Origin of the sequence: Curtobacterium sp. Curtsp57 (assembly GCF_047324335.1) — a bacterium.
In the GTDB taxonomy this organism is placed as follows: domain Bacteria; phylum Actinomycetota; class Actinomycetes; order Actinomycetales; family Microbacteriaceae; genus Curtobacterium.
This window is the reverse complement of record NZ_CP168511.1, coordinates 3899747-3923568: the sequence shown is the minus strand read 5'-3', so window position 1 is coordinate 3923568 and position 23822 is coordinate 3899747. Positions and strand designations below refer to the sequence as shown.

The window sequence follows — 23822 nt, the reverse complement described above, 5'->3', positions numbered from 1 at the left end:
AGAGTTGTCGGTCGATGGACGCACGACAGCCTACGGGGTCGACCCCGACCTCCCCGGAACCCCTCGACACGACGGCGGGGCCCGTTCCGGACCCACCCGCCAGGCGGGGCCGTCGAGAGCGCGTCCTGACCGTCGTGAAGTGGGTGGCGGCCGTCGTCGCCGTCGGGCTGCTCGTGCGGGGCGTCGTCGAGCAGTGGGACGACATCGCCCGCGACTTCGCCCGTCTCGACGCCACCACGATCACCCTCGGGCTCCTCCTCACCTTCGCTGCACTCGTCGCGAACATGCTGTCGTGGCGGTCGATGATGGCGTCGACCGGGCACCGGGTGCGCCTCGCCCCGTCCTCGTCGATCTTCTTCGTCGGGCAGCTCGGCAAGTACATCCCAGGTGGCGTGTGGTCGATCGCCGCGCAGGCCGAGCTCGGTCGCGCCCACGGACTCGCGAGGACCGGCAGCGCCGTCGCGTCGCTCGCGTCGATGCTCGTCAGCATGGTCACCGCGGCGCTCGTCGGCATCGTCGCCCTCCTCCTCTCCGCCACGGACGGCCTCGCACACTTCTGGTGGCTCGCCATCGTCGTCGTGATCGGGCTCGTGGCGCTCACCCCGCCGGTGCTCGGACGACTCATCGCGCTCGCGTTCCGGCTGCTCCGGCGCCCGCCGCAGGAGATCTCGCTCACGTGGTCGGGCACCACGATGTCGATGGTGTGGTCCGTCGTGATGTGGATCGCGTACGGCGTCCAGGCCTCCTTCGTGCTCCGCGTGTTCGGAGCCGACGACCCGACGCTGTTCCCGGTGGCGACCGGTGCCTACGCCGTCGCGTGGCTGGTCGGGTTCCTGGTCGTCATCGCACCAGCCGGTGTCGGTCCTCGGGAAGCGGTGCTCGTCCTGCTCCTCGGCTCGATCGCCAGCCCGTCCGCCGCACTCGCGCTCGCGGTGATCAGCCGTGCGTTCATGACCGTCGGGGACGTCGTGCTCGCCGGCTTCGGTGCCGCGCTGGCGGTGCGCCACCGTCGGCGGACAGCCGTTCCCGGTGCCCGGGTGGGCGGCCCGGTTCCTCCCGGCGGCCACTGATAGTGTCTGCCATCGGAGCGGCCGGACCGCTCCGATCGACGGCCGAGCCGTTCCGACCGACGGCCAGCAGGAGGCGCACCAGATGACCACACTCCGCGTGATCGTGGACCAGGTGATCGCACCGGTCCCCGGCGGCATCGGTCGCTACGCGGAGGAACTCACCCGGCAGCTGATCGCCACCGCCCCGAGCGGATGCGACGTCGAGGCCGTGGTCTCCGCGGCATCGCCGGCGGAGATCGAGCACCTCACCACGCTCCTCCCCGGGCTGTCCGGGATGGACCGGCTGGCACTCCCCCGTCGCGAGCTCGCGCTCGCCTGGCAGGGCGGGATGGCGCGCGGGGCCTCGCAGGGCATGGTGCACGCACCGAGTGTCCTCGCGCCCCTCGTGAAGCACGATCGCACGCAGGAGCCCGGTCGTCAGACGGTCGTCACGGTGCACGACACCGTGCCGTGGACGCACCCGGAGACCCTCACGCCGCGCGGCGTGCACTTCCACAAGGCCATGGTGAAGCGCGCGTACAAGTACGCCGACGCCGTGGTGGTCCCCACGCACGCGGTCGCCTCGGCGCTCAACGAGATCCACCGCTTCGACGAACGGCTCCGGGTCATCGGCGGCGCTCCGAGCGGTCGCCTCAGGGTGCCCGTGGACGCGGACCTCCGCGCCGAACGCCTCGGCCTCCCGGAGCGCTACGTGCTCGCGGTCGGCACCCTCGAACCGCGGAAGGGCCTCACCGCCCTGATCGAGGCGATGGCCCACCCGGATGCCCCGCAGGACGTCCCGCTCGTCATCTCCGGCCCCGACGGCTGGGGCGACGTGGACGTCGTCGGCACCGCCGAGCGTGCCGGACTCGCGCCCGACCGGGTGAAGGTGCTCGGCCGTGTGGACGACGCCGACCTCGCCGTGGCCTACGACCGCGCGACGGTGTTCGTGTTCCCGAGCCTCGCCGAGGGGTTCGGCCTCCCCGTCATCGAGGCCATGAGCCTGGGGACGCCCGTCGTGCACTCCGACGACCCGGCCGTCCGCGAAGTCGCCTCGGACGCCGGCGTGTGCGTCGAGCGCTCCCCGAGCGATCGCTACCCGGAGCGTCTGGCGCAGGCCGTGTTCCAGGTCGTGAACGACCCGCTCCTCCGGTCGCAGCTCGCGATCGCGGGGCCGGACCGTGCCCGGATGTTCGACTGGCGCGACTCGGCGCTCGAGACCTGGCAGCTGCACGCCGACCTCTGACGCGACGGGCATCCGGCGCTGAATCACGGCTCCGCATCGATCGCCTCCGGCCACCGTGTCGTCCAGCTCCGTCGGCGCGGGCACCTGCCATCATCGGCTCATGGCACGCCGCAACCGCATCACGGTCCTCACCGCTTCCCTCGTCATCGGCATCGGCATGACCGCCGTGCTCGCGGCCTGCTCGACCGGGGACGACGCGGCGCCCAGCGGATCGGCGTCGCCGTCGGCGTCGCGGAGCGCGTCGACCTCCCCGAGCGCGACCCCGACCGACGACCAGACCGGTTCCGCCGACGACGGCACCGGTCCCGGCACGGGCAACGGCAGCGGCGTCGACAACCCGACCTCGGTCGACTGGGCGACCGTGACGAAGCAGGGGCTCGCGGCAGCCGGTGGTGGCACGGTCGTCTCGCTCACCGGAGCCGGCGACAACTGGACCGTGGTCGTCGCCGACGCCAGCGGTGCCCGGACGCAGTCGGTCGTGTCCGCGACGCTCGCACGGGTGACCTCCGGACCGTTCCCGAAGGAATCGGACAGCCAGACGATGGCCGACGACGTCGCGCGCGCGGCGGCGCTGAAGGTCGACGCCGCCGCGGCCGCCGCCGACGCCGAGAAGTCCACCGCTGGGGCGAAGCTCTCGTCGCTCGTGCTCGGCGGGACCGGGGCCGCACCGGTGTGGACGGCGACGCTGACCGTGTCCGGCGCGACCACGACGGTGACGGTCGACGGCACGACGGGGGCGACCACGGCCTCCTGAGCGACGGCACGCGCCGTCTGCGCACGGCGCGTATGCTCTCCCGAACGTGACCGAGGTGGGTCCGCCACGGTCACCGTCGACAGGGAGGACGAGACCGGATGCGAACGACGAGATGGCGCACGATCGCCGTGGGGACGATCCTCGGGGTGGGGGCGGTGACCGCCGTGGCGAGCGGGCCGGCCGCCGCCGTGACCGGTGTGGATCCCACACCGACCGCGACCAGCAGCACGTCGACGGCCGAGGACCCGTCGATCGCCACGATGGACCAGACCGGCAACCACGCCATGGGTGCGAGCATCGCGGCGCACGCCGCCTCGGCGGGGTCGGCTGCCGGCGCCAGGGCCCAGGCGACCACGCAGGCCGCGACCGGTGGTCCGCCGCCTGGACGGGTGCAGGGCATGGACGTCAGCGCGTGGCAGCACGACGTCGACTTCCGCAGCGCGTACGCGAAGGGTGCCCGCTTCGCGTACATCAAGGTGTCCGAGGGCGTCAGCTACACGAGTCCGTACTACCCACGGCAGTACAACGCCTCGAAGAACGCTGGCGTGATCCGCGGGGGGTACGCGTACGCGCAACCGTCCCAGGCGAGCGGCACCGCGACGGCCGCGTACTTCTTCTCGCACGGCGGCGGGTGGAGCAACGACGGCAAGACCCTGCCGCCGCTCCTCGACATCGAGTACGGCAGCGCCGCGCAGGGCACCTGCTACGGGCTGAGCCAGACGGCGATGGTCAACTGGATCCTGGAGTACTCGACGGCCGTGTACGACAAGGTCCACCGCTGGCCGGCGATCTACACGACGACCGACTGGTGGAAGCGCTGCACCGGCAACTCCGCGAAGTTCCCGGGCAACCCGCTGTTCGTCGCGCTCTACCCGGTCAACGACTTCACCACGCCAGGCACCGTCGGCGCGAGCTGGGGACGGTGGACCTTCTGGCAGTGGGCGTCGACCGGTACGTTCCCGGGTGACCAGGACGTGACCGTGCACTCCGTCGCGTCGCTCCGCGTGTTCGCCAGCCGCACCGACTGACGACGGCTCGACCGGCGGCCGGGCTCAGAGTGCGTCGCGGAGGGCCTGCGCCTTCCGCTCGACGACGTCCTCGAGCCCGGCCGCGTACTCGGCGAGCCTGGCCGCGACGTCCGGGTCGGATGCCCCGATGATCCGGGCGGCGAAGAGTCCGGCGTTGGCGGCTCCGTTGATCGCCATCGTGGCGACCGGGATGCCCGCCGGCATCTGGACGATCGAGAGCAGGGAGTCGATGCCGTCGAGCCGCGCGAGCTGCACGGGGACGCCGATGACCGGCAGCGTCGTCACCGATGCGACCATCCCGGGGAGGTGTGCTGCGCCACCGGCCCCGGCGATCACCGCCCGGATGCCACGTCCTGCCGCCGAGCGGCCGAAGCGCATCATCTTGTCCGGGGTGCGGTGCGCCGAGACGACGTCCGCTTCGAACGGGATGCCCAGCTCGGTCAGGATGTCGGCTGCCGCACGCATCGTGGGCCAGTCCGAGTCGGACCCCATGATGATCGAGACGAGCGGTGCGGGCTGGGCGGTGTCGGTCACACGTCGAGCCTACCGGCGGCCGGTCACCGCGACGGCGGCCCGTCAGCGGACGGCGACGGTCCGGCACCCGAGGTCAGCGTCGCCGCCGCTGCCGAGGCCGATCGCCCGGACGCAGATCCGGTGCGTCCCTGACGGGCTCACCACCCGTCCGCCGTAGCCGTGCGCCGGCCCGGCACCGTAGGTCGTGCCGACGTCGGCGCGTGCCTGGTTCGCCGTGAGGCGTCCGGTGGTGTTGCCGTCGACGGTGACCACGACGCGCACAGCGGTGTTGACGGCATCGCGGTCGAACACCCAGCCGGACACGTCGACGCGCCGCGTGGACGGTGACGAGGCGGATCCGAACGTCCCGAACGGTGCACTCGCCGCGACGGTGACCGTTCGGCACGCCGATGTCGTGTCGGAGCCGACACCGCGGTTCCGCGCGACGACGCACACGCTGTGCTTGCCGGAACCCCCTGGCACGGTGAGGTCCCAGCCGTGCCCCGTCCCGGCCCCGTCCGGCACGGCACCGAGGTCCGCGCGCTGCAGGTTCGCCGTCGCGGCCGCGACACCCCGCCCGTCGACGGTCACCGCGATCCTGACCGGGGACGCCGCCTCGTCGGGGTCGACGGCCCACCCGGTCACCACGATGCCCGCACGAGCGACACCGACCCGTTCGAGCTGCACCACGGGGTCGTGTCCGTACACGGTCACCGCGACGCAGCCGAGCTGTCGATCGGCCCCTGCGCCGACGTTGACCGCCGTCACGCAGACGTTCCTCGTGCCGGGGCCGGCGGCGACGGTCGTGTCGAAGCCGTGGTCCGCCCCGACCCCTGCCGCCCGGTCGACGTCGGGACGGGTCGTGTCGGCGAGTGCGGTGCCGACGACCGTGCCGTCCACGGACACCCGTACCGTGACCGGGGACTCCGGGTCGTCCGCGTCGAACGTCCACCCGCGGACCCGGACGGTGCCCGCCCCACCCGCTGCTGCGTCCACCGTGCCCTGCGGCGACGTCACCGTGGCCGGGACGCCGAGCGAGGCGTTGGCGACCAACTGCTGCGCGTACGCCGAGTACCACTTGCCTGCGGCCGGGCCCCCGTTGCAGGTCCCGTCGCTCGCACCGGGGGTCTTCACCCAGAGCAGCGCGTCGAGGGCCGTCCCGTCCGTCGCCACCCGCGGCGAGGTCCCGAGTCCGGCGCCGGGGCCGTTGCACCACGTCCCCCGCCACCCACGACCGTTCCGGGAGGTGTCGATCACGTAGTGCGAGCCGCCGGTGAGCGCGGAGACCTTCTGCGCGTACGACTGCTCCTGTGCGGTCGGGTAGTAGTTCGCGACGTTGGTGAAGAACCCGCGGGCCTGCCGCACGCCGGCGGCGTCGAGCCGGGCGGCGATCGTCGCGGGCTGCACCCAGTTCGAGTTGCCGGCGTCGAGGTACGCGGGGATGCCGGCCGCGGTGAGGGCGGCGACCTCCCTCGAGAGGATCCGGTACCGCTGCTGGTCGAGCGCCGGCGTGCACCTGCTGTCGCTCAGCATGGCGAGGGAGTCCGGCTCCACGATGACCGCAGCACGCTTCCCGGCGAGCCCGGCGACGATCTGGTCCACCCAGGCGTCGTACCCGGCTTCGTCGAACCCGCCTGCCGAGTAGCCGCCGCAGTCACGCTCCGGGATCGCGTAGGTGACGAAGACCGCCGTGGTGCCGTTCGCCTCGGCCCCCGCAGTCGCGCTCTGGAGCGTCTTCGTCAGGCCGGTGCCGGTCGACCACTCGCCGAGCCACGTGGCGACCGGGTACTTCGCGATCGTCGATGCGGCCGCAGCGCCCGCCGGGTCGCTCGAGGCGAGGGCCGCGGCGTTCTTCGCGGCCTCGCTCGTCGGCGAGTTGTACTGCCCGTTGCCGAACAGCTGCGCCGCCGTCCGCGAGCGCAGGTCCGTCGCCGTCGTCGCGGCGGTCGCGCGGTCGGCCCCGATCGGCGCGACGGGCGCGATCACACCACCGAGCACCCCGGCGAGCGCGATGCAGACGGTGAGGGCGGTACTGGTGCGCATGCGCGATCCCCTGGCTGGTCGGTCGTCCCCTGACCGATCCATGGCACCACGCGTTGCCTCGTGCAACCAGCCGCCAGAACGGGTGCCACCACGACGGGTGGCACCCGCACCGGGCGCTCGTCAGTCGTCGAAGTGCGACGCTGCCGACCGTGCCCGGTACACGACGTCGTCCGGGTCCGCTCCGGTGACCGTGACGTGCCCGATCTTCCGGCCGGGCCGGGGTGCCTTGCCGTAGAAGTGGTACTTCGCCTCGGGGAACGCCCCGAGCGCGGCGGGGTAGCGTCCGGCGAGGTCGCCGTCCGACGGACCACCGAGGACGTTGATCATGACCGCGACGGGGGCGTTCATCCCGGTGGCGCCCAGCGGCAGGTCGAGGACGGCACGCAGGTGTTGTTCGAACTGGCTCGTGGTCGCGCCGTCGATGGTCCAGTGCCCGGTGTTGTGCGGCCGCATCGCGAGCTCGTTGATCAGGATCCGCTCGTCGTCGGTCTGGAACAGCTCGACGGCGAGGACTCCCGTCACCCCGAGTTCCTCCGCGACCCGCACGGCGATCGACTCCGTCAGGTCCGCGATCCGGCCGGCGCTGTCCGGGGCCGGCGCGAGCACCTCGGCGCACACGCCGTCGCGCTGCACCGTCTCGACGAGGGGCCACGCGACGATCTCGCCGGACGGGCGACGTGCCACCGACTGCGCGAGCTCCCGGGTGAACGAGATGAGTTCCTCGACGAGGAGCGCCTGCCCGCCACCGGCCTCGGCGACGGCGATGAACCAGTCCTCGACCTCGGCGGGGTCGGACACGACCCGGACGCCCTTGCCGTCGTAGCCGCCGCGCGGGGTCTTCACGACCGCACGACCGCCGTGCTCGTCGATGAAGGCACGGAGCTCGTCGGGGTCGTGCACCGCTGCCCAGTCGGGCACCGGGAGCCCGAGCTCGGTCAGGCGGGTCCGCATCGTGATCTTGTCCTGCGCGACCGCGAGGGGCTCCGGCCCTGGTCGGACGGCCACACCGGCATCGACGAGTGCCCGGAGGACGCTCTGCGGCACGTGCTCGTGGTCGAAGGTGACCACGTCGACGTCGCGGGCGAAGGCGAGCACCGTCTCGGCGTCGTGGTAGTCGCCCTCGGCGGTCGCGGCGATGGCAGCCGACATCCCGGGCCCCTCCGCGAGCACGCGGATGTCGATGCCGAGTTCGACGGCCGCCGGGACCATCATCCTGGCGAGCTGTCCTCCGCCGATCACACCGACCCGCAACGCCATGCTGTGTGTTCCTTCCGCCGCTCTCACCGCACGGTGAGTGCGCGCTGTCTACAATCGCTGTTCGGCCGGGTGTTCACCGGCCGGGGCCGCCGGAGCGGTCAGCGACAACTCTACGGACACTGGAGAACACGTGCGGCGACTCATTGCGCAGCTGGCCCGGTTCGGCGTCGTCGGGGCCGTGGGCTTCGTCGTCGACACGGTCATCTTCAACGTGCTGCGCGCGACGGTGCTCGCGCCGGAGGACGTCCACGCCGGCCCGTTCATCGCGAAGGTCATCTCGACGGTCGTCGCGATCTTCGTGAACTGGATGGGCAACCGCTACTGGACGTTCCGCGACCAGCGCCGCGCCGTGGCTGCACGAGAGGGCTTCGAGTTCGTGGTCGTCTCGCTCGGCGGCATGGTGATCTCGCTCGGCTGCCTGGGTCTCTCGCACTACGTGTTCGGGTTCACGTCCGCGCTCGCCGACAACATCTCCGGCAACGTCATCGGGCTCCTGCTCGGGACCGCGTTCCGCTTCTGGCTCTACCGCGTCTGGGTGTACCACCCCGACCGCCAGGCCGCCGTCCGCCCGGTCGCGGGCGGCGCCGGCACGACCGGCACCGCCACGAACGGCGCCGGCACCATCGGTACCGACGCCGTCACGGACGAACCGGTCGCACGCTGACGCGAAGCGCGGTCAGCGAGCAGCGAGCAGCGCGCAGCGAGCAGCGCGCAGCGCGCAGCGCTGACTAGCGCCCCATCCCGCGGTAGGTGAAGCCCGCCGCGGTCCAGGCGTCCCGATCCAGGCAGTTCCGTCCGTCGATCACGACGGGGCTCGCCACCTGCGCGACCACCGCTGCCGGGTCGAGCGTGCGGAACTCGTTCCACTCGGTGAGCACGAGAACGAGGTCCGCGTCCTGCAGCGCGGCGGACGCACTGTCGACGTAGGACAGCGACGGGTGGATGCGTGCCGCGGTGTGGTTCGCCTCCGGGTCGTACGCGGACACGGTGGCGCCGAGCTCGAGCAGGCGCGCGGCGATGTCGAGCGCCGGGGAGTCGCGGACGTCGTCGGAGTTCGGTTTGAACGCGAGCCCGAGCACCGCGACCCGCTTGCCGGCGACCGCGCCGCCCAGCAGCTCCGAAGCGAGCGTCACGACGTGGGCGCGGCGACGCAGGTTGATCGCGTCGACGTCGGCCAGGAAGTCGAGCGACTCCCCCACCCCGAGCTCGGTGGCACGGGCCTGGAACGCGCGGATGTCCTTCGGCAGGCAGCCGCCGCCGAACCCGAGTCCGGCGTTCAGGAACTTGCGGCCGATCCGGTCGTCGTGCCCGATCGCGTCGGCGAGCGCCGTCACGTCCGCCCCGGCGACCTCGGCGATCTCGGCCATCGCGTTGATGAAGGAGATCTTCGTCGCCAGGAACGCGTTCGCGCTGACCTTGACGAGCTCGGCCGTCGGCAGGTTCACGACGAGACGCGGGGTCCCCTCGGCCAGCGTCGTCGCGTACACCTCGTCGAGGGCCTCGACCGCCGACGATCCCGCTGGACCGGACGGCACGCCGTAGACCAGCCGGTCGGGCGAGATGGTGTCCTGCACGGCGAAGCCCTCGCGGAGGAACTCCGGGTTCCACACGAGCGTCGCGCCGGGCACCGCGTCCTGCAGGCCGGCGGCGAGCCGCGCCGCGGTCCCGACGGGCACGGTCGACTTGCCGACGACGAACTCCCCGGCGGCGACGTGCGGCGTCAGCGACGCGATCGCGGAGTCGATGTAGGTCATGTCCGCAGCGCCGGTCGGCCCCTGGGGAGTCCCCACGGCGAGGAAGTGCACGCGGGACCCGGCGACCTCGGCGTAGTCCGTGGTGAAGCGGATGCGGCCGGAGGCGATCGCCTCGGCGAGGATCTCGGGGAGTCCTGGTTCGAAGAAGGGGGCGTCGCCAGCGGCGAGCCGCTCGATCTTCACCGGGTCGACGTCGACCGCGACGACCTCGTGTCCGAGTTTGGCCATGGATGCGGCGTGCACGGCACCGAGGTACCCGCAGCCGATGACAGAGATACGCACGGGACGACGGTACCGGACCCCGCGCGAACTTCCGCCGAGAGCGATGACGACGTCTCAGGAGCGGTCAGGGCCCCGCACGATCTCGTCCCAGTCCGGCTCGCGGTGCCGACGGCGGGCCTCGTACGCCTCGACCATGTCGTGCAGCACCGCGACGACGAGGTCGGCGTGCGGCACGTCGGCGAGCACCACGGCGGGGTCGTCGCCGGGGAACACGATGACGTCTCCGGACCGGAACAGCCCCTGCAGCCCACGCCGCCGGACGGTCACGTCGTACCCGCGCGAGTGCAGGAGCTCCTGCCGGGTCCTGGTGCCGAAGCCGTGCACGACGACGAGTCGCCTCGTGGTGACCACGTACCGCTCGGTCATCCAGCGCACCAGCGGCACGACGCCGCCGAACAGCACCAGCACGAGCACGAGTCCGGCGACCACGGCGTTGATCCACGCGAGCTGCGCCTGGAAGACCCCGAACCCGAACCCACCGGCGACCGCGACCAGGACGACGAACACCGCCGGACGCACCAGACGACGCGCGTGGGGCCGGAGCCGGGCCACGACGCGTTCGGGCGGTGGCTCGGCGGTCATGCCGTCATGCATACCGCAGGTGGGTGACGTCACCCACGGCGACGCCCCTCTCCGCGCCGTCTCGATCCCGGATCGTGATCCGGCCGTCGTCGTCGATGCCGGTCGCGTCGGCTTCCTCGGTGCTGCCGTCCGGCAGCTCGAGGCGCACCCGCGCGCCGATCGTGCCACAGCCCGCGCGGACGTGCGACCGCACCGTCTCGGCCGCCGCGCCACCGGCGACCAGGGCGACCACGGCCTCCCGGACGCCCGACCAAAAGGCGGACAGGACCGCGTCCGCCAGGTCGACCGCCTCGCCGGTCGCGCCAGCCACGGCGAGCGAGGTGGACGTCGGGGTCGGGAGCCGGTCGGCCGGGATGGTCAGGTTGACGCCGGCGCCGACGACGACGGAGCCGTCGGCGGCGACCTGGCAGAGGATCCCGCAGAGCTTCCTGCCGTCCACCAGCACGTCGTTCGGCCACTTCACCAGCACCCGTTCCGACGGGGAGGGTCGGCTCGGCTCGAGCGCTCCGCTCACCGCGTCGCGCATCGCAGCGCCCGCCACCAGGGGCAGCCAGCCGCGGTCGCGATCGGACAGCGCGGCACGGACGAGCACGCTCGCCGCGAGGGTCTCCCCGGCCGGTGCCGACCACGAACGGTCGAGGCGTCCGCGGCCGGCGGTCTGGTCCAGCGTCACGATCGCGCTGCCGTCCGGCAGATCGGACGCGGCAGCGAGCAGGTCCGCGTTGGTCGAACCGGTCGTGTCGCGGACGTCGAGGACGGCACCCGCCCGGTCGAGTGCGGCGCGCGAGAGCGGGAGGACCGGTGTGGACATGCACGCAAATCTACGGGCAGGAACCGTGGAGGTCCTCCAACCGACGCCCGCCCCGCCGCCGGTAGGGTGAGCGGGTGACTTCAGGAGACACCCCCGATCTCTCGACGACGGCAGGCCGGCTGGCCGACCTCCGCGAGCGGTACCACGAGGCCGTGACCGCTGCGGGCGAGGCAGCCATCGCGAAGCAGCACGCCAAGGGCAAGATGACGGCGCGCGAGCGCATCGAGCTGCTCCTCGACGAGAACTCGTTCGTCGAGCTCGACGAGTTCGTCCGGCACCGCACGCACGCCTTCGGCATGGAGTCGAAGCGGCCGTACGGCGACGCGGTCGTCACCGGGCTCGGCACGATCCACGGCCGACAGGTCGCGGTCTACGCGCAGGACTTCACCGTCTTCGGCGGCTCCCTCGGCGAGGTCGCCGGCGAGAAGATCGTCAAGGTCATGGAGCACGCGCTGAAGACCGGCGTGCCGATCATCGGCATCCTCGACTCCGGCGGCGCCCGCATCCAGGAAGGCGTCGTCGCGCTCGGCAAGTACGGCGAGATCTTCCGCCTCAACACGCAGGCGTCCGGCGTCATCCCCCAGATCTCGATCGTCATGGGCCCTGCGGCCGGCGGCGCGGTGTACTCCCCCGCACTCACCGACTTCGTGATCATGGTCGACAAGACCAGCCACATGTTCGTCACCGGCCCCGACGTCATCAAGACCGTCACCGGTGAGGACGTCGGCTTCGAGGAGCTCGGCGGCGCACAGACCCACAACGCGGTCTCCGGTGTCGCGCACTACCTCGCCGACGACGAGAACGACGCGCTCGACTACGCGCGCTCGCTCATCGGGTTCCTGCCGGACAACAACCTCTCCGACGCACCCGCCTACGACCTGGCGCCCGAGCTCGAGACGACCGACGCCGACCGCGAACTCGACGTCGTCATCCCGGACTCCGCGAACCAGCCGTACGACGTCACGCAGATCATCGAGCACATCGTCGACGACGCCGACTTCCTCGAGGTGCAGCCGCTCTTCGCACCGAACATCCTCATCGGCTTCGGCCGGGTCGAGGGACGTACCGTCGGCATCATCGCGAACCAGCCGCAGGCCATGGCCGGCACGCTGAACATCGACGCCGGCGAGAAGGCGGCGCGCTTCGTGCGGTTCTGCGACGCGTTCGGGATCCCGATCCTGACGCTCGTCGACGTCCCCGGGTACCTGCCAGGCACCGACCAGGAGTGGACCGGCGTCATCCGACGCGGCGCGAAGCTGCTCTACGCGTACGCCGAGGCCACCGTCCCGCTCGTCACCGTCATCACGCGCAAGGCCTACGGCGGCGCGTACATCGTGATGGGGTCGAAGCAGCTCGGCGCCGACATCAACCTGGCGTGGCCGACCGCCGAGATCGCCGTGATGGGCGGCCAGGGCGCCGTGAACATCCTCTACCGGAGCGAGATCAAGCGCGCGGAGGAGGCGGGCGAGGACGTCGCAGCCGTCCGCTCCCGCCTGGCGAACGAGTACACCTACAACGTGGCGTCGCCGTACCTCGCCGCCGAGCGCGGGGAGCTCGACGGCATCATCCAGCCGCACGCCACGCGCGTCTCGGTCATCAAGGCGCTGCGGGCGCTGCGCGGCAAGCGGGCGACACTGCCGCCGAAGAAGCACGGGAACATCCCGCTGTGACGCCGCGCCACGCAGCAGCCGTCCCCGCGGACGAACCGACCCCGGTCGCGGACGTCCACGTCGTCTCCGGCGAGCCGACGCCCGAGGAGCTCGCGGCGGTCATCGCCGTCCTGCAGCACCAGGCCGACGAAGCGGCGGCCGCTGGCCGTGCGCAGATCGAGGTGTCTCCGCGCGTGGGCTGGGAGACCTCCGCTCGGGGGCTCCGCCGCCCACTGCCCCATGGTCCTGGTGCCTGGGTCCGTTCGCTGCGCTGACGACCGGGCTGGGATGTACCCCTGGGATACCAGGCGGTATGCGCGTTGCAGGGTGCACTTCCCGGTCGGTCTCCCCTCGTGCGGGGGACACGTGTCGCTCGAGGGGGACCGGAAAGGGCGTGTTTGTCCCCCATAATGATGACTGACACGATGCGTACTTCCGGGCATAGTTACTGGTGTTCGGTGTACGAAGTACATCGCCGGACGGTGGCCGACTAGGGTACGACGCCACTGTCCGCTGCGAGCCAGGGCGATATTCGGGTTGTCGCTCTGCCTCGGGTCGTGAACGGGCCGGTCGGGTTTCCTGACCGGCCCGTTCCCCGTTTCCGGCGAGCTGTGTCTCGTGCGCCGCCGCGTCTCGTGCGCCGCCGCGTCTCGGGCACTGCCGACTCGGAACGACAGACTCGCTGTCGTACGACGACGACGCTGTCGTCAGCACGCGCGCGCAACTGTTGCACGCGCGCACCAGCGACAGGACCGCTGTCGTACGACAACGACGCTGTCGCTCGTTGCGGACGCAACGAGCGCTGACACCGCACCACGTGCGGTGGTCGCGACCACCCGTCGGACGGGAGGGCCGTGGCGGCGCCGGCACGGGCCTCCCGTCCGGCGCGGAGCGCGTCCAGGGCCGCGCCGGCTACGCGCGCTCGTGCCGCGGGATCTCGAGCCAGAGCGCGACCGAGTCGTCCTCGTCGCCGTCATCGTCGTCATCGTGGGCGGTGCCCAGCGCCGCCGACTCGCTCGCGGCGACGTCGAGCCGCAGGCCGACCACCGTCACCGCGGCGCCCGACCCCTCCGGCACCGTCCGGACGATCACGTTGTCCGCGTCCCACGCCTGCCGGAGCGCGTCTGCGAGCTGTGCGTGGATGCGCCGGACGTCGTCGGCCTCGAGCTCGTCGAGACCACCGTCGTCGTGCAGCTGGACCACCGCACCACGGCGACGGAGGCGCATGACCTCCGCGCGGACGTCGTCGGAGAGCAGGGACCTGCCGCGGATCTCGTCGCGGATGGCCTGTTCGAGGTGCAGGCACTCGGTGCGCTCGGCGTCGGTGAGGTCCCCGCACGAGTCGATGATGCGCTGCAGCATCGGCAGCGCCATCCGCGTCGTCTGGCTGAGTCGGAACTGCCGCTCGAACACGTGGGCGTCCTGCGCCGCCTGCCAGTCGGCGGTCTCCCGCTCGGCTCGGACGAAGTCCCTGGTGATGCGGGTCGCGCGGTTCGTCGCAGCGGCGAAGGCCGTCGCGACCGCCACCCACGTCACGCTGCCGAGCACCCCGAGGGAGCCGAGCGCTCCGAGGCCGGCCCAGAGCACGGTGTGCACGGCGAGGAACAGCACTCCGGCCCACGCGAACGGGCCCCGTTGCCGCACGACCAGGATCACCATGAGCGTGCCGACGGCGGCGATCCACCACGTCGTGTACCCGGGTGCCACCCCCGGCTCGACGACCGGCGCCGCGACGACGGGCATCATGACCGCGGTGGCGAGGGCGAAACAGGTGGCCCACACCGGCAGCGCAGTGCCCTTGACGAACAGGGCCACCCCGGTCGCGGCTGCGTAGAGGACCATGCAGGCCACGACCGGCCCGACGTCGGACACCCTCGGGAGGGTCGTGGCGGCGAGCACCAGGTGGTAGACCGAGAACAGCGCGGCGAGGCTCGTCGCGATGCCGGCCGGGATCGAGACCCTCACTCGCTGGTCTCCTTCGCAGCCGACCAGGTCAGGACGACCGTGGTGCCTGCGCCCGGTGCGGTCCGGACATCCGCGACACCACCGGCCGCTGCGACGCGCTCGACGATGGAACGGCGGACCCCGAGGCGCTCCGCGGGGATCGACGACATGTCGAATCCGGTTCCGTCGTCTCCGATCTCGACGGTCACGACGTCGCGCTCCTGCCGAACGACCACCCACCTGGAGACGTCGGCGCCCGCGTGCTGGACGCTGTTGACGGCGGCCTGCAACGCGGCGGAGGCCATGGCGTCCGCCACCGCCGCCGGCACGGTCCGCGACCCGAGCGGGCCGCCGTGGACGTCGACGGGCGCCGCGAGTGCGGACACCGCGGCGGTGATGCGCTGCCGGAGCTCCACGAGCGGCACCGGCGGGACCGTGCTCCCCGGTCCGTCGGACGCCGCCGCATCGAGGTGGTCGATCGCGTTCCTGGCCATCCGTGCCGAGAGCGTCTTCGCCTCGATGGTGTCGGCACGGGCAGCGGAGAGCAGCGTCGTCAGGACGCTGTCGTGCACGATCGCGTCCACCTGCACGCGTTCGACCTCGGTGGCGTGCTCCCGGATCGCCCGCGAGTACCGGCGGACGGCGGTCGCCTGCGCGGCATCGACGTCCGCTGCCGCTCGCCGGAGCACGACGATGAGCACGAGCGCCGCACCGCCGAGGATGGCCGTGTAGACGCCGTCGAGGAGGGCACGCGAGATCCCCACCCCACCGCCGGCCGGGGTCAACCGGATCAGCACGTACACCGCCGGCACGAGGGCGTTGTACACGCTCGCACGCCACGTTGCGAACCCCATCGCTGCGGCGATCGTGGCGACGTTGCAGAGCCACCACGGCCACGGCAGCTGTGTCGACGGCAGCACGTCCCTGACCGTGATCGGCCAGGTGACGAGCGCGACGAGGAACAGCAGCGCGCAGATGATCTGCGCCGGCTGGGCGAGGCGCTGCACGAACGCCGACACCCCGACCAGCACGAAGGACGCCCCCACCGCGAGCGCCGAGGCGGGCCCCCACACCGGGTCGAGGTACGGCAGCTGCGTGACCACCGACGGGGCGAAGGCCGCGCCGAAGCCGATCGCGGCCACGGCGAGGAGGATCGCGAACGCCCGCTCGGTGGACGCCTGCGTGATGGTCGCCCGGACGCTCCGCGCCGGGTCCACGCCGAAGGGCGCGGCCTCCGTCGTCATGGTCGGATCAGCGTCCGTCGCTGTCCGGATCGATCCCGGAGTCGAGCCCCGGCAGGATGCCGTCCTCGACCGCACGGCGGAGCAGGTCCACCTTCGTCGGGGCCGGACGGCCGACCTCCACGTACTTCACACGGATCCGGTCGAGGTACTCGCGCGCGGTCGAGTACCCGATGCCGAGCTGCTGCGCCGCGAGCTTGAGGGGCAGGCCGGATGCGTAGAGGTGGAGGATCTCGCGCTCACGACGGCCGAGCTGCGCCTTCGCGAAGTCGCGGTCGGCGTCGATCGCGCTCGCCCACTCGAGGTTGTTGAGGACGTCGCCGCGCGCGACCGTGGCGACGGCCGCCATCACGGTCTTCGTCGCCGACGACTTCGGGATGACCCCGGCGGCCCCTGCCGCCAGTGCCTCACGGACGTTCGCGACGCGGTCGGCGATGCTGTGCACGAGGACGGCCGAACCGGTCCCCTGCACGCCCTTGACGTTCTCCGTCACCGTCGAACCGTCGCCGAGCGACAGGTCGAGGACGACGACGTCCACCTCTCGCCCCTCGAGGTTCGCGATGTACTCGGGCACGCTCGCTGCGGTGAGGACGACCTCGAACCCCTCGTTCTGGCATGCGGCCTGGATGCCGAGCCGGACGGATTCGTGGTCGTCGACGATCGCGACGCGGACCGGCCTCGTGGTGAGTCCGGTCGTCCCTGTGGTGGTGGTCGATTCTGCTGGCACGGTGACCTCTCGTTCCGACGGGCCCGGCCCCTGAAACCGGGTTGCCATCAGCAACCAAGGATACCCAGGTCCGTCTCAGGTTCAGGTCTCGCCACACACAGTGTGCGCTATGCGGTCGGCACCAGGCGTGCGACGGCCTCCATGTGGTGCGTGTGGGGGAACAGGTCGAACGCACGCAGCGCCTCGAGGCGGTACCCGAGGTCGGCGAACGTGGCGACGTCCCGCGCGAGCGCGACCGGGTCGCAGGCGACGTAGACGACCTGCGCGGGCTGCAGCGCGGCGATCTGCACGACGACCTCGCGCCCGGCACCGGCACGCGGCGGGTCGAGCACGACGGTCCCGGCCCGGAAGCGCTGCTTCTCGGCCGCTGACGCCGTCGACGTGGTGCGCGACAGCCAGCGGTCGACCCGACCGGTCTCCGCGCGGGCCCCGATCCACTCGGCGAGGTTCTCCTGCGCGTGCTCGGTCGCGCGCGGTGCGCTCTCGACGCTCGTGATGCGCGCCTTGGGTCCGACGAGGTCGCCGAGTGCCGCGGCGAGCAGGCCGACACCGCCGTAGAGGTCGAGGTGGGTGCCCTCCGGGTCGAGCCGGTCACGGTCGACGAGGTCCTGCACGGCAGCCGTCAGCACCTCGGCGGCTCGGTGGTGCACCTGCCAGAAGCCGTTGTCGTCGACCTGGAACGTCCGCTCCCCCACGACCTCGGTCACGATCGTCGGCTTCTGCTCGTCGATGACGAGGCGCGCACCGTCGGAGCTGCTCGGTGCGAGGACGTCGACGACCGATGCCCCGGGCATCGCCGCCCGGCCGATCGGCGCGCTCTCCTGCACGGCAGCGGTGGCCAGGGGCAGCGAGGACACCTGCACGACGTCGTGCGAACGCGCGGCGAACGGCCCGGCCGTGCCCTCCTCGTCGACGTGCAACCGGACGCGGGTGCGCCACCCGAGACCGTTCGCCTCGTCGTCACCGGGAGCCGGCTCGACGACCACGTCGTGTCCGAGCACCTCGGCCAGGTCCATGTGTGCGAAGCGGGAGAAGGAGTCGACGAGCACGTCGTGCTTCAGGGTGCGCTGGTGGGCGAGGGCGATGTGCCCGAACTCCGCGCCGCCCGGGCGGACGGCGGGGTCGCGGTCGAGGCCGGCTTCGGGCCAGACGTGGTCGACGCGGTGCTCGCTCGGGGTGACGACGCTGACGGTGTCCGCACGCCAGAACGACTTCTTCCGGTCCTCGGTCACCCGCGCGACGACACGCTCGCCCGGGATCGCGTCCGAGACGAACACCACGCGCCCCTCGTGCCGTGCCACCGAGATGCCGCCGTGGGCGATCCCGGTGACGTCGAGTTCGAGCAGCGTTCCGACGGATTCACCCATGGTTCGATGTTCCCATGCGTCTGTACCTCGCGAGTACCTCCCCCGCCCGTCGAGCACTCCTCGCCCAGTCCGGCATCGAGCCGGTGCTCGTCGCCCCCGGGGTCGACGAGGACGCCGCGGCAGCAGCCGCCTCGGCCTCGCTCGGGCGCGACCTCACCGGCCCGGAGCTCGTCGCGCTCCTCGCCGTCGCCAAGGCGTCGGCGGTCGCGGACGCCGAGGTGGCGGGCTCCCCGGTCGACGGGTTCGTCTTCGGTGGCGACTCCGCGTTCGAGGTCGACGGGCACCTGTACGGCAAGCCGCACGACCCGGCCGTCGCGAAGGAACGCTGGCGGCAGATGCTGGCCGCCGGCGGCGGCACGCTGTGGAGCGGCCACTGCGTGGTCGACCGGCGCCGGGACCTGGACGCCACCGCCCACCGGACGGGAGGACCGGGTGCGGCCCGCACCGAGCCTCCCGTCCGCCCCGGTTCCGGTCTCGGGCCGTGGGCCGGTCCGCTCAGCGAGGTCGCGCCCGGCGGCTCCGCACTCGTCGCCGACGGCGACCGCGTCGTCGCGGTCGACAGCGCGGTCCTGACCTTCGCGGACGACGTGTCCGCGGACGAGATCGACGCGTACGTGGCGACCGGTGAACCGCTCGAGGTCGCCGGGGCGTTCACGATCGACGGCCGAGCCGCTGCGTACATCACCCGGATCGACGGCGCGCCGTCCGCCGTGGTCGGGCTGTCGCTGCCCGTGCTCCGGTCGATGCTGCTGCGGGGCTTCGGCGTGGCGTGGCACGACCTCTGGGCACTGTAGACATCCACACTCCAACCCGGTCGTTCTTTGTGGATGCCGGTCAATTCGCACTCCCGCAGCACGAATACGCTGACTTACCATGCCCCGTATCAGCAAGGTCCTCATCGCGAACCGCGGCGAGATCGCCGTCCGCATCATCCGCGCGGCCCGCGATGCTGGAAAGGCCTCGGTCGCGGTCTACGCCGACCAGGACCGTGACGCTCTGCACGCACGCCTCGCCGACGAGGCCTACGCGCTGAACGGCACCACCAGCGCGGACACGTACCTGGTCATCGACAAGATCATGTCCGTCGCCCGCCGTTCCGGCGCCGATGCCGTGCACCCCGGCTACGGCTTCCTCGCCGAGAACGCCGACTTCGCCCGCGCCGTCATCGACGCCGGGCTGATCTGGATCGGCCCGTCGCCCGAGTCCATCGAGCAGCTCGGCGACAAGGTCTCCGCGCGGCACGTCGCCGAGAAGGTCGGCGCGCCGCTCGCCCCGGGCACCATCGAGCCCGTGCAGGACGTGTCCGAGGTCTTCGACTTCGTCGACCAGGTCGGGCTGCCCGTCGCGATCAAGGCGGCGTTCGGCGGCGGTGGCCGAGGGCTGAAGGTCGTTCGCTCGCGCGAGTCGGTCGAGGAGCTCTTCGAATCAGCAACCCGCGAGGCCATCGCCGCGTTCGGTCGTGGCGAGTGCTTCGTCGAGAAGTACCTGGACAAGCCGCGCCACGTCGAGACCCAGTGCCTGGCCGACGAGCACGGCAACGTCGTCATCGTCTCCACCCGCGACTGCTCGCTGCAGCGCCGCCACCAGAAGCTCGTCGAAGAGGCACCGGCGCCGTACATCACGCCCGAGCAGCACGACCGGCTGTACGAGTCGTCCAAGGCGATCCTCCGCGAGGTCGGCTACGTCGGTGCCGGCACGTGCGAGTTCCTCATCGGGGCCGACGGCACCGTGTCCTTCCTCGAGGTGAACACCCGTCTGCAGGTCGAACACTGCGTGTCCGAGGAGGTCACCGGCATCGACCTGGTCCGCGAGCAGTTCCGCATCGCCGAGGGCGGTGTGCTCGACTACGAGGACCCCGCGCCCCGCGGCCACTCCTTCGAGTTCCGCATCAACGGCGAGGACCCCGGTCGCAACTTCTTCCCGGCACCAGGCCCGGTGCACGTGTTCCACGCGCCGTCCGGCCCCGGCGTCCGCGTCGACTCGGGCGTCGTGTCCGGTGACGTCGTCTCCGGCGCGTTCGACTCGATGCTCGCGAAGCTCGTCGTCACCGGTGCCACGCGTGCCGAGGCGCTGGAGCGGGCGCGTCGTGCGCTTGCCGAGTTCGAGGTCGCCGGGCTCCCCACCGTGATCCCGTTCCACCGTGCGGTCGTGTCGGACCCGGCGTTCGCGACGGACGACTCCACCCCGTTCAGCGTCTACACGCAGTGGATCGAGACCGACTTCGTGAACGAGATCCCGGCATGGAGCGGTTCCCCCGAGGAGCTCCCGGCACCGGCCGCACGCGACTCGGTCGTCGTCGAGGTGCAGGGCAAGCGCATCGAGGTCACCATGCCGTCGATCGTCGGTGGTGGTGCCGGTGGCGCCGCCCGTCGCCCTGCTGGTCCGTCCGCTCCCCCGCGTCGTCGTTCGTCGGCGGTGAAGGGTGGCCGTGCCGCATCGGGTTCCACGGTCGCGTCGCCGATGCAGGCCACCGTGGTGAAGCTGGCCGTGGCCGAGGGCGACACCGTCGTCAAGGGCGACCTGCTCGTCGTGCTCGAGGCCATGAAGATGGAACAGCCCGTGCAGGCCCACAAGGACGGCGTCGTCACCGGCTTGAACGCCCCCGTCGGCCAGACGATCTCGTCCGGCCACGTGCTGCTCGAGCTCGCGTAGCGCTTCGCGTTCGCACCCCTGTGCGAACATCGCGCCCGGTCACGCCCGGGCGCGATGTTCGTCAGAGAGTGCGATTCGCAGCTGCTCGCCACGCAGCGCCCCAGTTCGGTGCCAGCGGGACCCGTGCTTCGATCAGGCGCCTGGGTAGCTGACCGGCGGGCATCGCATCCGCCCAGGTCACCCGCGCGAAACCGTTCACCTCGTGTCGCGCTCGGAGTCGGTCTTCACGGCGTTTCTCTGCGACGACTACTTCTTCTGCAGTCCGCCCGTTCCGCATCTCGGGCCTCGTGTACTTGGTTGCGCCGTCGAACTCGACGATCGTGCCGCTCGCGGGGAACCACAAGTCGACCCGCTCGGCACCGCCCCACTCGTTCGGGAACGCGTGTTGGATTTCTGCAGGTGGAGCGCCGAGAACGATCGACCCCCATCGCGTGATGCTCTCGCCGGGTGAGTCGGCAGCGGCATCTGCCGCATCGATCAACCGGAGTGCCCGGACCCGCGATCGTGCTGCGGTGCGATGGGCGAGTTCGTCGCGGATCACCGACTTGGACACCCCGCGACGGAGGACCGCATCCAACACGACGATGGCGCGCCACGGATGCTCTCGCAGGGCGACGTCCACAGCGGTGACGGCGAGCGACGTCACGACGACGCCGTCGACCACCTCGACCGGTGGAATTCGGCCCGCGGAGCCGACACGCTGGATGCGGTGCTTCGTCTGCCCACGGTCGCGAGCTGGATCGGTCACGACCACCCGGTCGCCGAATGAGCCGATCCAGGGAAGGCGGTGCTGCGCAACGGCCGACACGTGCGACACGATCAGCGCTGCGCGACCCGAGGCCACGACGGCCCGGATGAGCGACACGTGTCGCTCGTGCGCCGAGGCAGCCTTCCATTCGCTCGCGTCCGCGTAGGCGCCGCGACGGACACGCACGAGTTCGCCGCGTTCAGCAGCCCGACGTATCGCGACACCGTCGGCTGCATCGACTCCCGCCGCGGTCGACACCAGTTCGATTCCCATCATCCGACGGTCGCATGATCCGGGTGGCGTGCGGGCACGGGGCGGCGCTCGGTGGAGAAACTCCATCGTCCGCCGTCCGTTGAGGCATCCCGTGCTGGATTGCACCCTCTCACGGACATTGCGCCCCGTCGGGACGGGGCGCAATGTTCGTGAGAGGGCGCAACCTCGCGGCGGGCCAGCGGCGGACGGCGCGGCTGGCCCGCCGCTACGAGACCCGGGGGCGGATCGCGTCGGCGAGGGCGTCGACGAGCGACTGGGCCTCGGCGGGGGTCGACGCCACCGTGTCGATGTAGACCTTCACCTTGGGCTCGGTGCCGCTCGGGCGGACGATGACACGCGCGTCGCCCTCGAGGTCGTAGCGCAGGATGTCCGACGGCGGGAAGCCGTCCACGCCCGACGCGTAGTCCGTCGTCGACAGGACCGTCAGCGGACCGAGCGTGGCAGGCGGGGAGGTCCGCAGCGCCGCCATGATGTGGCCGATGCGGGCGAGGTCGTCCACGCGGGTCGCGACCTGCCCGGACGCGAACGCGCCGAACTCCGCGGCGAACGCCTCCAGCTGCCCGGCGATGGACGAGCCGGCCGCAGCGAGCGACGTCGCGAGGTCCAGCAGGACGAGGGCTGCGGAGATGCCGTCCTTGTCACGGACGACCTCGGGGTCGACCAGGTAGCCGAGCGCCTCCTCGTACCCGAAGAGCAGATCGGGCACGCGGGAGACCCACTTGAAGCCGGTGAGGGTGTCGCGGTACCCGAGCCCGTACCGTGCGGCGACGCGGGACAGCGCCGGGGACGACACGATCGAGGCGGCGAGCACGCCCGACGCACCGGCGTCGACGGCGCGGGACGCCGCACGCCAGCCGAGCAGCCACCCGACCTCGTTGCCGGACAGTCGGCGGAACGAACCGGAACCGTCCGGGATCGCCAGCGCGAGTCGGTCGGCGTCCGGGTCGTTCGCGATGACCAGGTCGGCGCCGACCTCCGTGCCCCTGGCCGTGGCGAGGTCCATCGCGCCGGGTTCCTCCGGGTTCGGGAACGACACCGTCGGGAACGCACCGTCCGGCTCGATCTGCTCCGGGACGACCGCAGGCTCGGCGAACCCGGCCGCGGCGAACACGGCCCGCGCGGTCTCCCACCCGACGCCGTGCATGGCCGTGTAGACGACCGAGGGCTGCGCATCGACCGGCAGCGCCGGGGCGGGCACGATCGCGGCCGTGGCGGCCACGTAGGCGTCGACGAGCTCCGAACCGGCGACGGTGTAGTCCGTCGACCGGTCGAGCCCGCTGACGGGGCCGACCGACGCGATGGCGTCAGCGATCGCCCCGTCGACGGGCGGGACGATCTGGGAGCCGTCGTCGTCCCCGCCGAGGTACACCTTGTAGCCGTTGTCCCGTGGCGGGTTGTGGCTCGCGGTCACCATCACCCCCGCGCCGACGCCGAGGTGCCGGACGGCGAACGCCAGCACGGGAGTCGGGAGCGCCGACGGCAGCAGCGTGACGTCGAGGCCGAGGCCCCGCATGACCTCTGCCGAATCACGGGCGAACACGTCCGAGTTGACGCGTCCGTCGTAGCCGATCACCACACTGCGGTCGCGCCCGGTGTCGATGAGGAAGCGGGCGAGCCCGGCGGCCGCTCGGGAGACCACCACGCGGTTCATCCGCAACGGCCCCCAACCGAGCTCGGCTCGGAGACCAGCGGTGCCGAACTGCAGGCGCCCGGCGAACCGCTCGTCGAGCGTCGCGAGCGCGGTCGGATCGCCGGAGGTCGCCGAGGTCAGCACCTCGGACAGCTCGTCCCGCGTCGTGTCGTCCGGGTCCTGCGCGAGCCAGGCCCGCGCGACGTCGAGGACCGACACGTCCTCGCCGAGGTCCCCGTCCCCGATCGCCCCGTCGGACGCCCCCGTGTACG

General features: G+C 72.0%; 21 protein-coding genes. 9 read left to right on the top strand and 12 right to left on the bottom strand.

Annotated features, from left to right (window positions below):
- The first annotated feature begins 14 nt into the window (after positions 1-14).
- The 4 genes from ACEN9V_RS18850 (at position 15) to ACEN9V_RS18835 (ending at position 4077) form a co-directional block, all read left to right on the top strand.
- Positions 15-1070: a lysylphosphatidylglycerol synthase transmembrane domain-containing protein gene (locus ACEN9V_RS18850; RefSeq protein WP_413601577.1), complete on the top strand. Its 1056-nt coding sequence runs from the start codon at positions 15-17 to the stop codon at positions 1068-1070.
- 82 nt (positions 1071-1152) lie between these two features.
- Positions 1153-2295: a glycosyltransferase family 4 protein gene (locus ACEN9V_RS18845; RefSeq protein ID WP_413601576.1), complete on the top strand. Its 1143-nt coding sequence runs from the start codon at positions 1153-1155 to the stop codon at positions 2293-2295.
- 100 nt (positions 2296-2395) lie between these two features.
- Positions 2396-3049, top strand: coding sequence for a hypothetical protein (locus tag ACEN9V_RS18840; protein WP_413601575.1), 654 nt, complete (start codon positions 2396-2398; stop codon positions 3047-3049).
- Between the two features lie 98 nt (positions 3050-3147).
- Complete coding sequence (locus ACEN9V_RS18835) at positions 3148-4077, top strand: GH25 family lysozyme (RefSeq protein WP_413601574.1); 930 nt, start codon at positions 3148-3150, stop codon at positions 4075-4077.
- Between the two features lie 24 nt (positions 4078-4101).
- Here the strand turns inward: ACEN9V_RS18835 and purE are convergent, their stop codons facing one another.
- From purE to ACEN9V_RS18820, 3 genes are all read right to left on the bottom strand, one after another.
- Positions 4102-4611 (bottom strand): 5-(carboxyamino)imidazole ribonucleotide mutase, encoded by a 510-nt coding sequence (purE, locus tag ACEN9V_RS18830; RefSeq protein WP_413601573.1) that lies wholly within the window; start codon positions 4609-4611, stop codon positions 4102-4104.
- A 42-nt stretch (positions 4612-4653) separates the two neighbouring features.
- Positions 4654-6633: a glycoside hydrolase family 6 protein gene (locus tag ACEN9V_RS18825; protein ID WP_413601572.1), complete on the bottom strand. Its 1980-nt coding sequence runs from the start codon at positions 6631-6633 to the stop codon at positions 4654-4656.
- A 120-nt stretch (positions 6634-6753) separates the two neighbouring features.
- Positions 6754-7917 (bottom strand): 5-(carboxyamino)imidazole ribonucleotide synthase, encoded by a 1164-nt coding sequence (locus ACEN9V_RS18820; RefSeq protein WP_413601571.1) that lies wholly within the window; start codon positions 7915-7917, stop codon positions 6754-6756.
- A gap of 103 nt (positions 7918-8020) precedes the next feature.
- Here ACEN9V_RS18820 and ACEN9V_RS18815 point away from each other — a divergent pair, with 103 nt between their 5' ends.
- Entirely contained in the window at positions 8021-8554 is a 534-nt protein-coding gene (locus tag ACEN9V_RS18815) for a GtrA family protein (protein ID WP_413601570.1), read from the top strand.
- Positions 8555-8618: 64 nt separating this feature from the next.
- On the opposite strand, the gene ACEN9V_RS18810 is transcribed toward ACEN9V_RS18815, so the two are convergent.
- From ACEN9V_RS18810 to ACEN9V_RS18800, 3 genes are read right to left on the bottom strand one after another with little or no spacing between them, the layout of a single operon-like run.
- The gene (locus ACEN9V_RS18810; protein WP_413601569.1) at positions 8619-9926 is read right to left on the bottom strand and encodes a UDP-glucose dehydrogenase family protein; all 1308 of its coding nucleotides are present in this window, start codon (positions 9924-9926) and stop codon (positions 8619-8621) included.
- Positions 9927-9980: 54 nt separating this feature from the next.
- Complete coding sequence (locus ACEN9V_RS18805; protein WP_413601568.1) at positions 9981-10508, bottom strand: PH domain-containing protein; 528 nt, start codon at positions 10506-10508, stop codon at positions 9981-9983.
- A 4-nt stretch (positions 10509-10512) separates the two neighbouring features.
- The gene (locus tag ACEN9V_RS18800; protein WP_413601567.1) at positions 10513-11319 is read right to left on the bottom strand and encodes a biotin--[acetyl-CoA-carboxylase] ligase; all 807 of its coding nucleotides are present in this window, start codon (positions 11317-11319) and stop codon (positions 10513-10515) included.
- A 74-nt stretch (positions 11320-11393) separates the two neighbouring features.
- Between ACEN9V_RS18800 and ACEN9V_RS18795 the strand changes: the two genes are divergently transcribed.
- Together ACEN9V_RS18795 and ACEN9V_RS18790 are read left to right on the top strand one after the other, a co-directional pair.
- A complete protein-coding gene (locus ACEN9V_RS18795) occupies positions 11394-12989 on the top strand; it encodes an acyl-CoA carboxylase subunit beta (RefSeq protein WP_413601566.1) in 1596 nt (531 codons plus the stop codon).
- Positions 12986-13243 carry an acyl-CoA carboxylase subunit epsilon gene (locus ACEN9V_RS18790; protein ID WP_413601565.1) on the top strand — a complete coding sequence of 86 codons (258 nt, stop codon included), beginning with the start codon at positions 12986-12988 and terminating at the stop codon, positions 13241-13243. Before ACEN9V_RS18795 ends, ACEN9V_RS18790 begins: the two co-directional genes overlap by 4 nt.
- A 637-nt stretch (positions 13244-13880) precedes the next feature.
- Here ACEN9V_RS18790 and ACEN9V_RS18785 read toward each other — a convergent pair.
- The 4 genes from ACEN9V_RS18785 to ACEN9V_RS18770 are packed head-to-tail and all read right to left on the bottom strand — an operon-like array spanning position 13881 to position 18247.
- Entirely contained in the window at positions 13881-14933 is a 1053-nt protein-coding gene (locus tag ACEN9V_RS18785) for a hypothetical protein (protein WP_413601564.1), read from the bottom strand.
- On the bottom strand, positions 14930-16156 hold the full coding sequence (locus tag ACEN9V_RS18780) for a sensor histidine kinase (RefSeq protein ID WP_413601563.1): 1227 nt from the start codon (positions 16154-16156) through the stop codon (positions 14930-14932). Before ACEN9V_RS18780 ends, ACEN9V_RS18785 begins: the two co-directional genes overlap by 4 nt.
- A gap of 7 nt (positions 16157-16163) precedes the next feature.
- A complete protein-coding gene (locus ACEN9V_RS18775) occupies positions 16164-16928 on the bottom strand; it encodes a response regulator (RefSeq protein WP_413601562.1) in 765 nt (254 codons plus the stop codon).
- Between the two features lie 59 nt (positions 16929-16987).
- Positions 16988-18247: a class I SAM-dependent RNA methyltransferase gene (locus ACEN9V_RS18770; RefSeq protein WP_413601561.1), complete on the bottom strand. Its 1260-nt coding sequence runs from the start codon at positions 18245-18247 to the stop codon at positions 16988-16990.
- A gap of 14 nt (positions 18248-18261) precedes the next feature.
- Between ACEN9V_RS18770 and ACEN9V_RS18765 the strand changes: the two genes are divergently transcribed.
- On the top strand, positions 18262-19041 hold the full coding sequence (locus ACEN9V_RS18765; protein ID WP_413601560.1) for a Maf family protein: 780 nt from the start codon (positions 18262-18264) through the stop codon (positions 19039-19041).
- A gap of 79 nt (positions 19042-19120) precedes the next feature.
- The gene (locus ACEN9V_RS18760; protein ID WP_413601559.1) at positions 19121-20899 is read left to right on the top strand and encodes an acetyl/propionyl/methylcrotonyl-CoA carboxylase subunit alpha; all 1779 of its coding nucleotides are present in this window, start codon (positions 19121-19123) and stop codon (positions 20897-20899) included.
- A gap of 61 nt (positions 20900-20960) precedes the next feature.
- On the opposite strand, the gene ACEN9V_RS18755 is transcribed toward ACEN9V_RS18760, so the two are convergent.
- On the bottom strand, positions 20961-22064 hold the full coding sequence (locus tag ACEN9V_RS18755; RefSeq protein WP_413601558.1) for a hypothetical protein: 1104 nt from the start codon (positions 22062-22064) through the stop codon (positions 20961-20963).
- 61 nt (positions 22065-22125) lie between these two features.
- A complete protein-coding gene (locus ACEN9V_RS18750) occupies positions 22126-23796 on the bottom strand; it encodes a phospho-sugar mutase (protein ID WP_413603089.1) in 1671 nt (556 codons plus the stop codon).
- Between the last annotated feature and the right edge of the window lie 26 nt (positions 23797-23822).

Excerpts from the sequence above, each read along its gene's own strand:
- ACEN9V_RS18765 (WP_413601560.1), top strand. The coding sequence starts at position 18,262 with ATGCGTCTGTACCTCGCGAGTACCTCCCCCGCCCGTCGAGCACTCCTC.
- ACEN9V_RS18850 (WP_413601577.1), top strand. The coding sequence starts at position 15 with ATGGACGCACGACAGCCTACGGGGTCGACCCCGACCTCCCCGGAACCC.
- ACEN9V_RS18780 (WP_413601563.1), bottom strand. The coding sequence starts at position 16,156 with ATGACGACGGAGGCCGCGCCCTTCGGCGTGGACCCGGCGCGGAGCGTC.
- ACEN9V_RS18760 (WP_413601559.1), top strand. The coding sequence starts at position 19,121 with ATGCCCCGTATCAGCAAGGTCCTCATCGCGAACCGCGGCGAGATCGCC.
- ACEN9V_RS18770 (WP_413601561.1), bottom strand. The coding sequence starts at position 18,247 with ATGGGTGAATCCGTCGGAACGCTGCTCGAACTCGACGTCACCGGGATC.
- ACEN9V_RS18840 (WP_413601575.1), top strand. The coding sequence starts at position 2,396 with ATGGCACGCCGCAACCGCATCACGGTCCTCACCGCTTCCCTCGTCATC.
- ACEN9V_RS18800 (WP_413601567.1), bottom strand. The coding sequence starts at position 11,319 with ATGTCCACACCGGTCCTCCCGCTCTCGCGCGCCGCACTCGACCGGGCG.
- ACEN9V_RS18805 (WP_413601568.1), bottom strand. The coding sequence starts at position 10,508 with ATGACCGCCGAGCCACCGCCCGAACGCGTCGTGGCCCGGCTCCGGCCC.
- ACEN9V_RS18775 (WP_413601562.1), bottom strand. The coding sequence starts at position 16,928 with ATGGCAACCCGGTTTCAGGGGCCGGGCCCGTCGGAACGAGAGGTCACC.
- ACEN9V_RS18825 (WP_413601572.1), bottom strand. The coding sequence starts at position 6,633 with ATGCGCACCAGTACCGCCCTCACCGTCTGCATCGCGCTCGCCGGGGTG.
- ACEN9V_RS18835 (WP_413601574.1), top strand. The coding sequence starts at position 3,148 with ATGCGAACGACGAGATGGCGCACGATCGCCGTGGGGACGATCCTCGGG.
- ACEN9V_RS18845 (WP_413601576.1), top strand. The coding sequence starts at position 1,153 with ATGACCACACTCCGCGTGATCGTGGACCAGGTGATCGCACCGGTCCCC.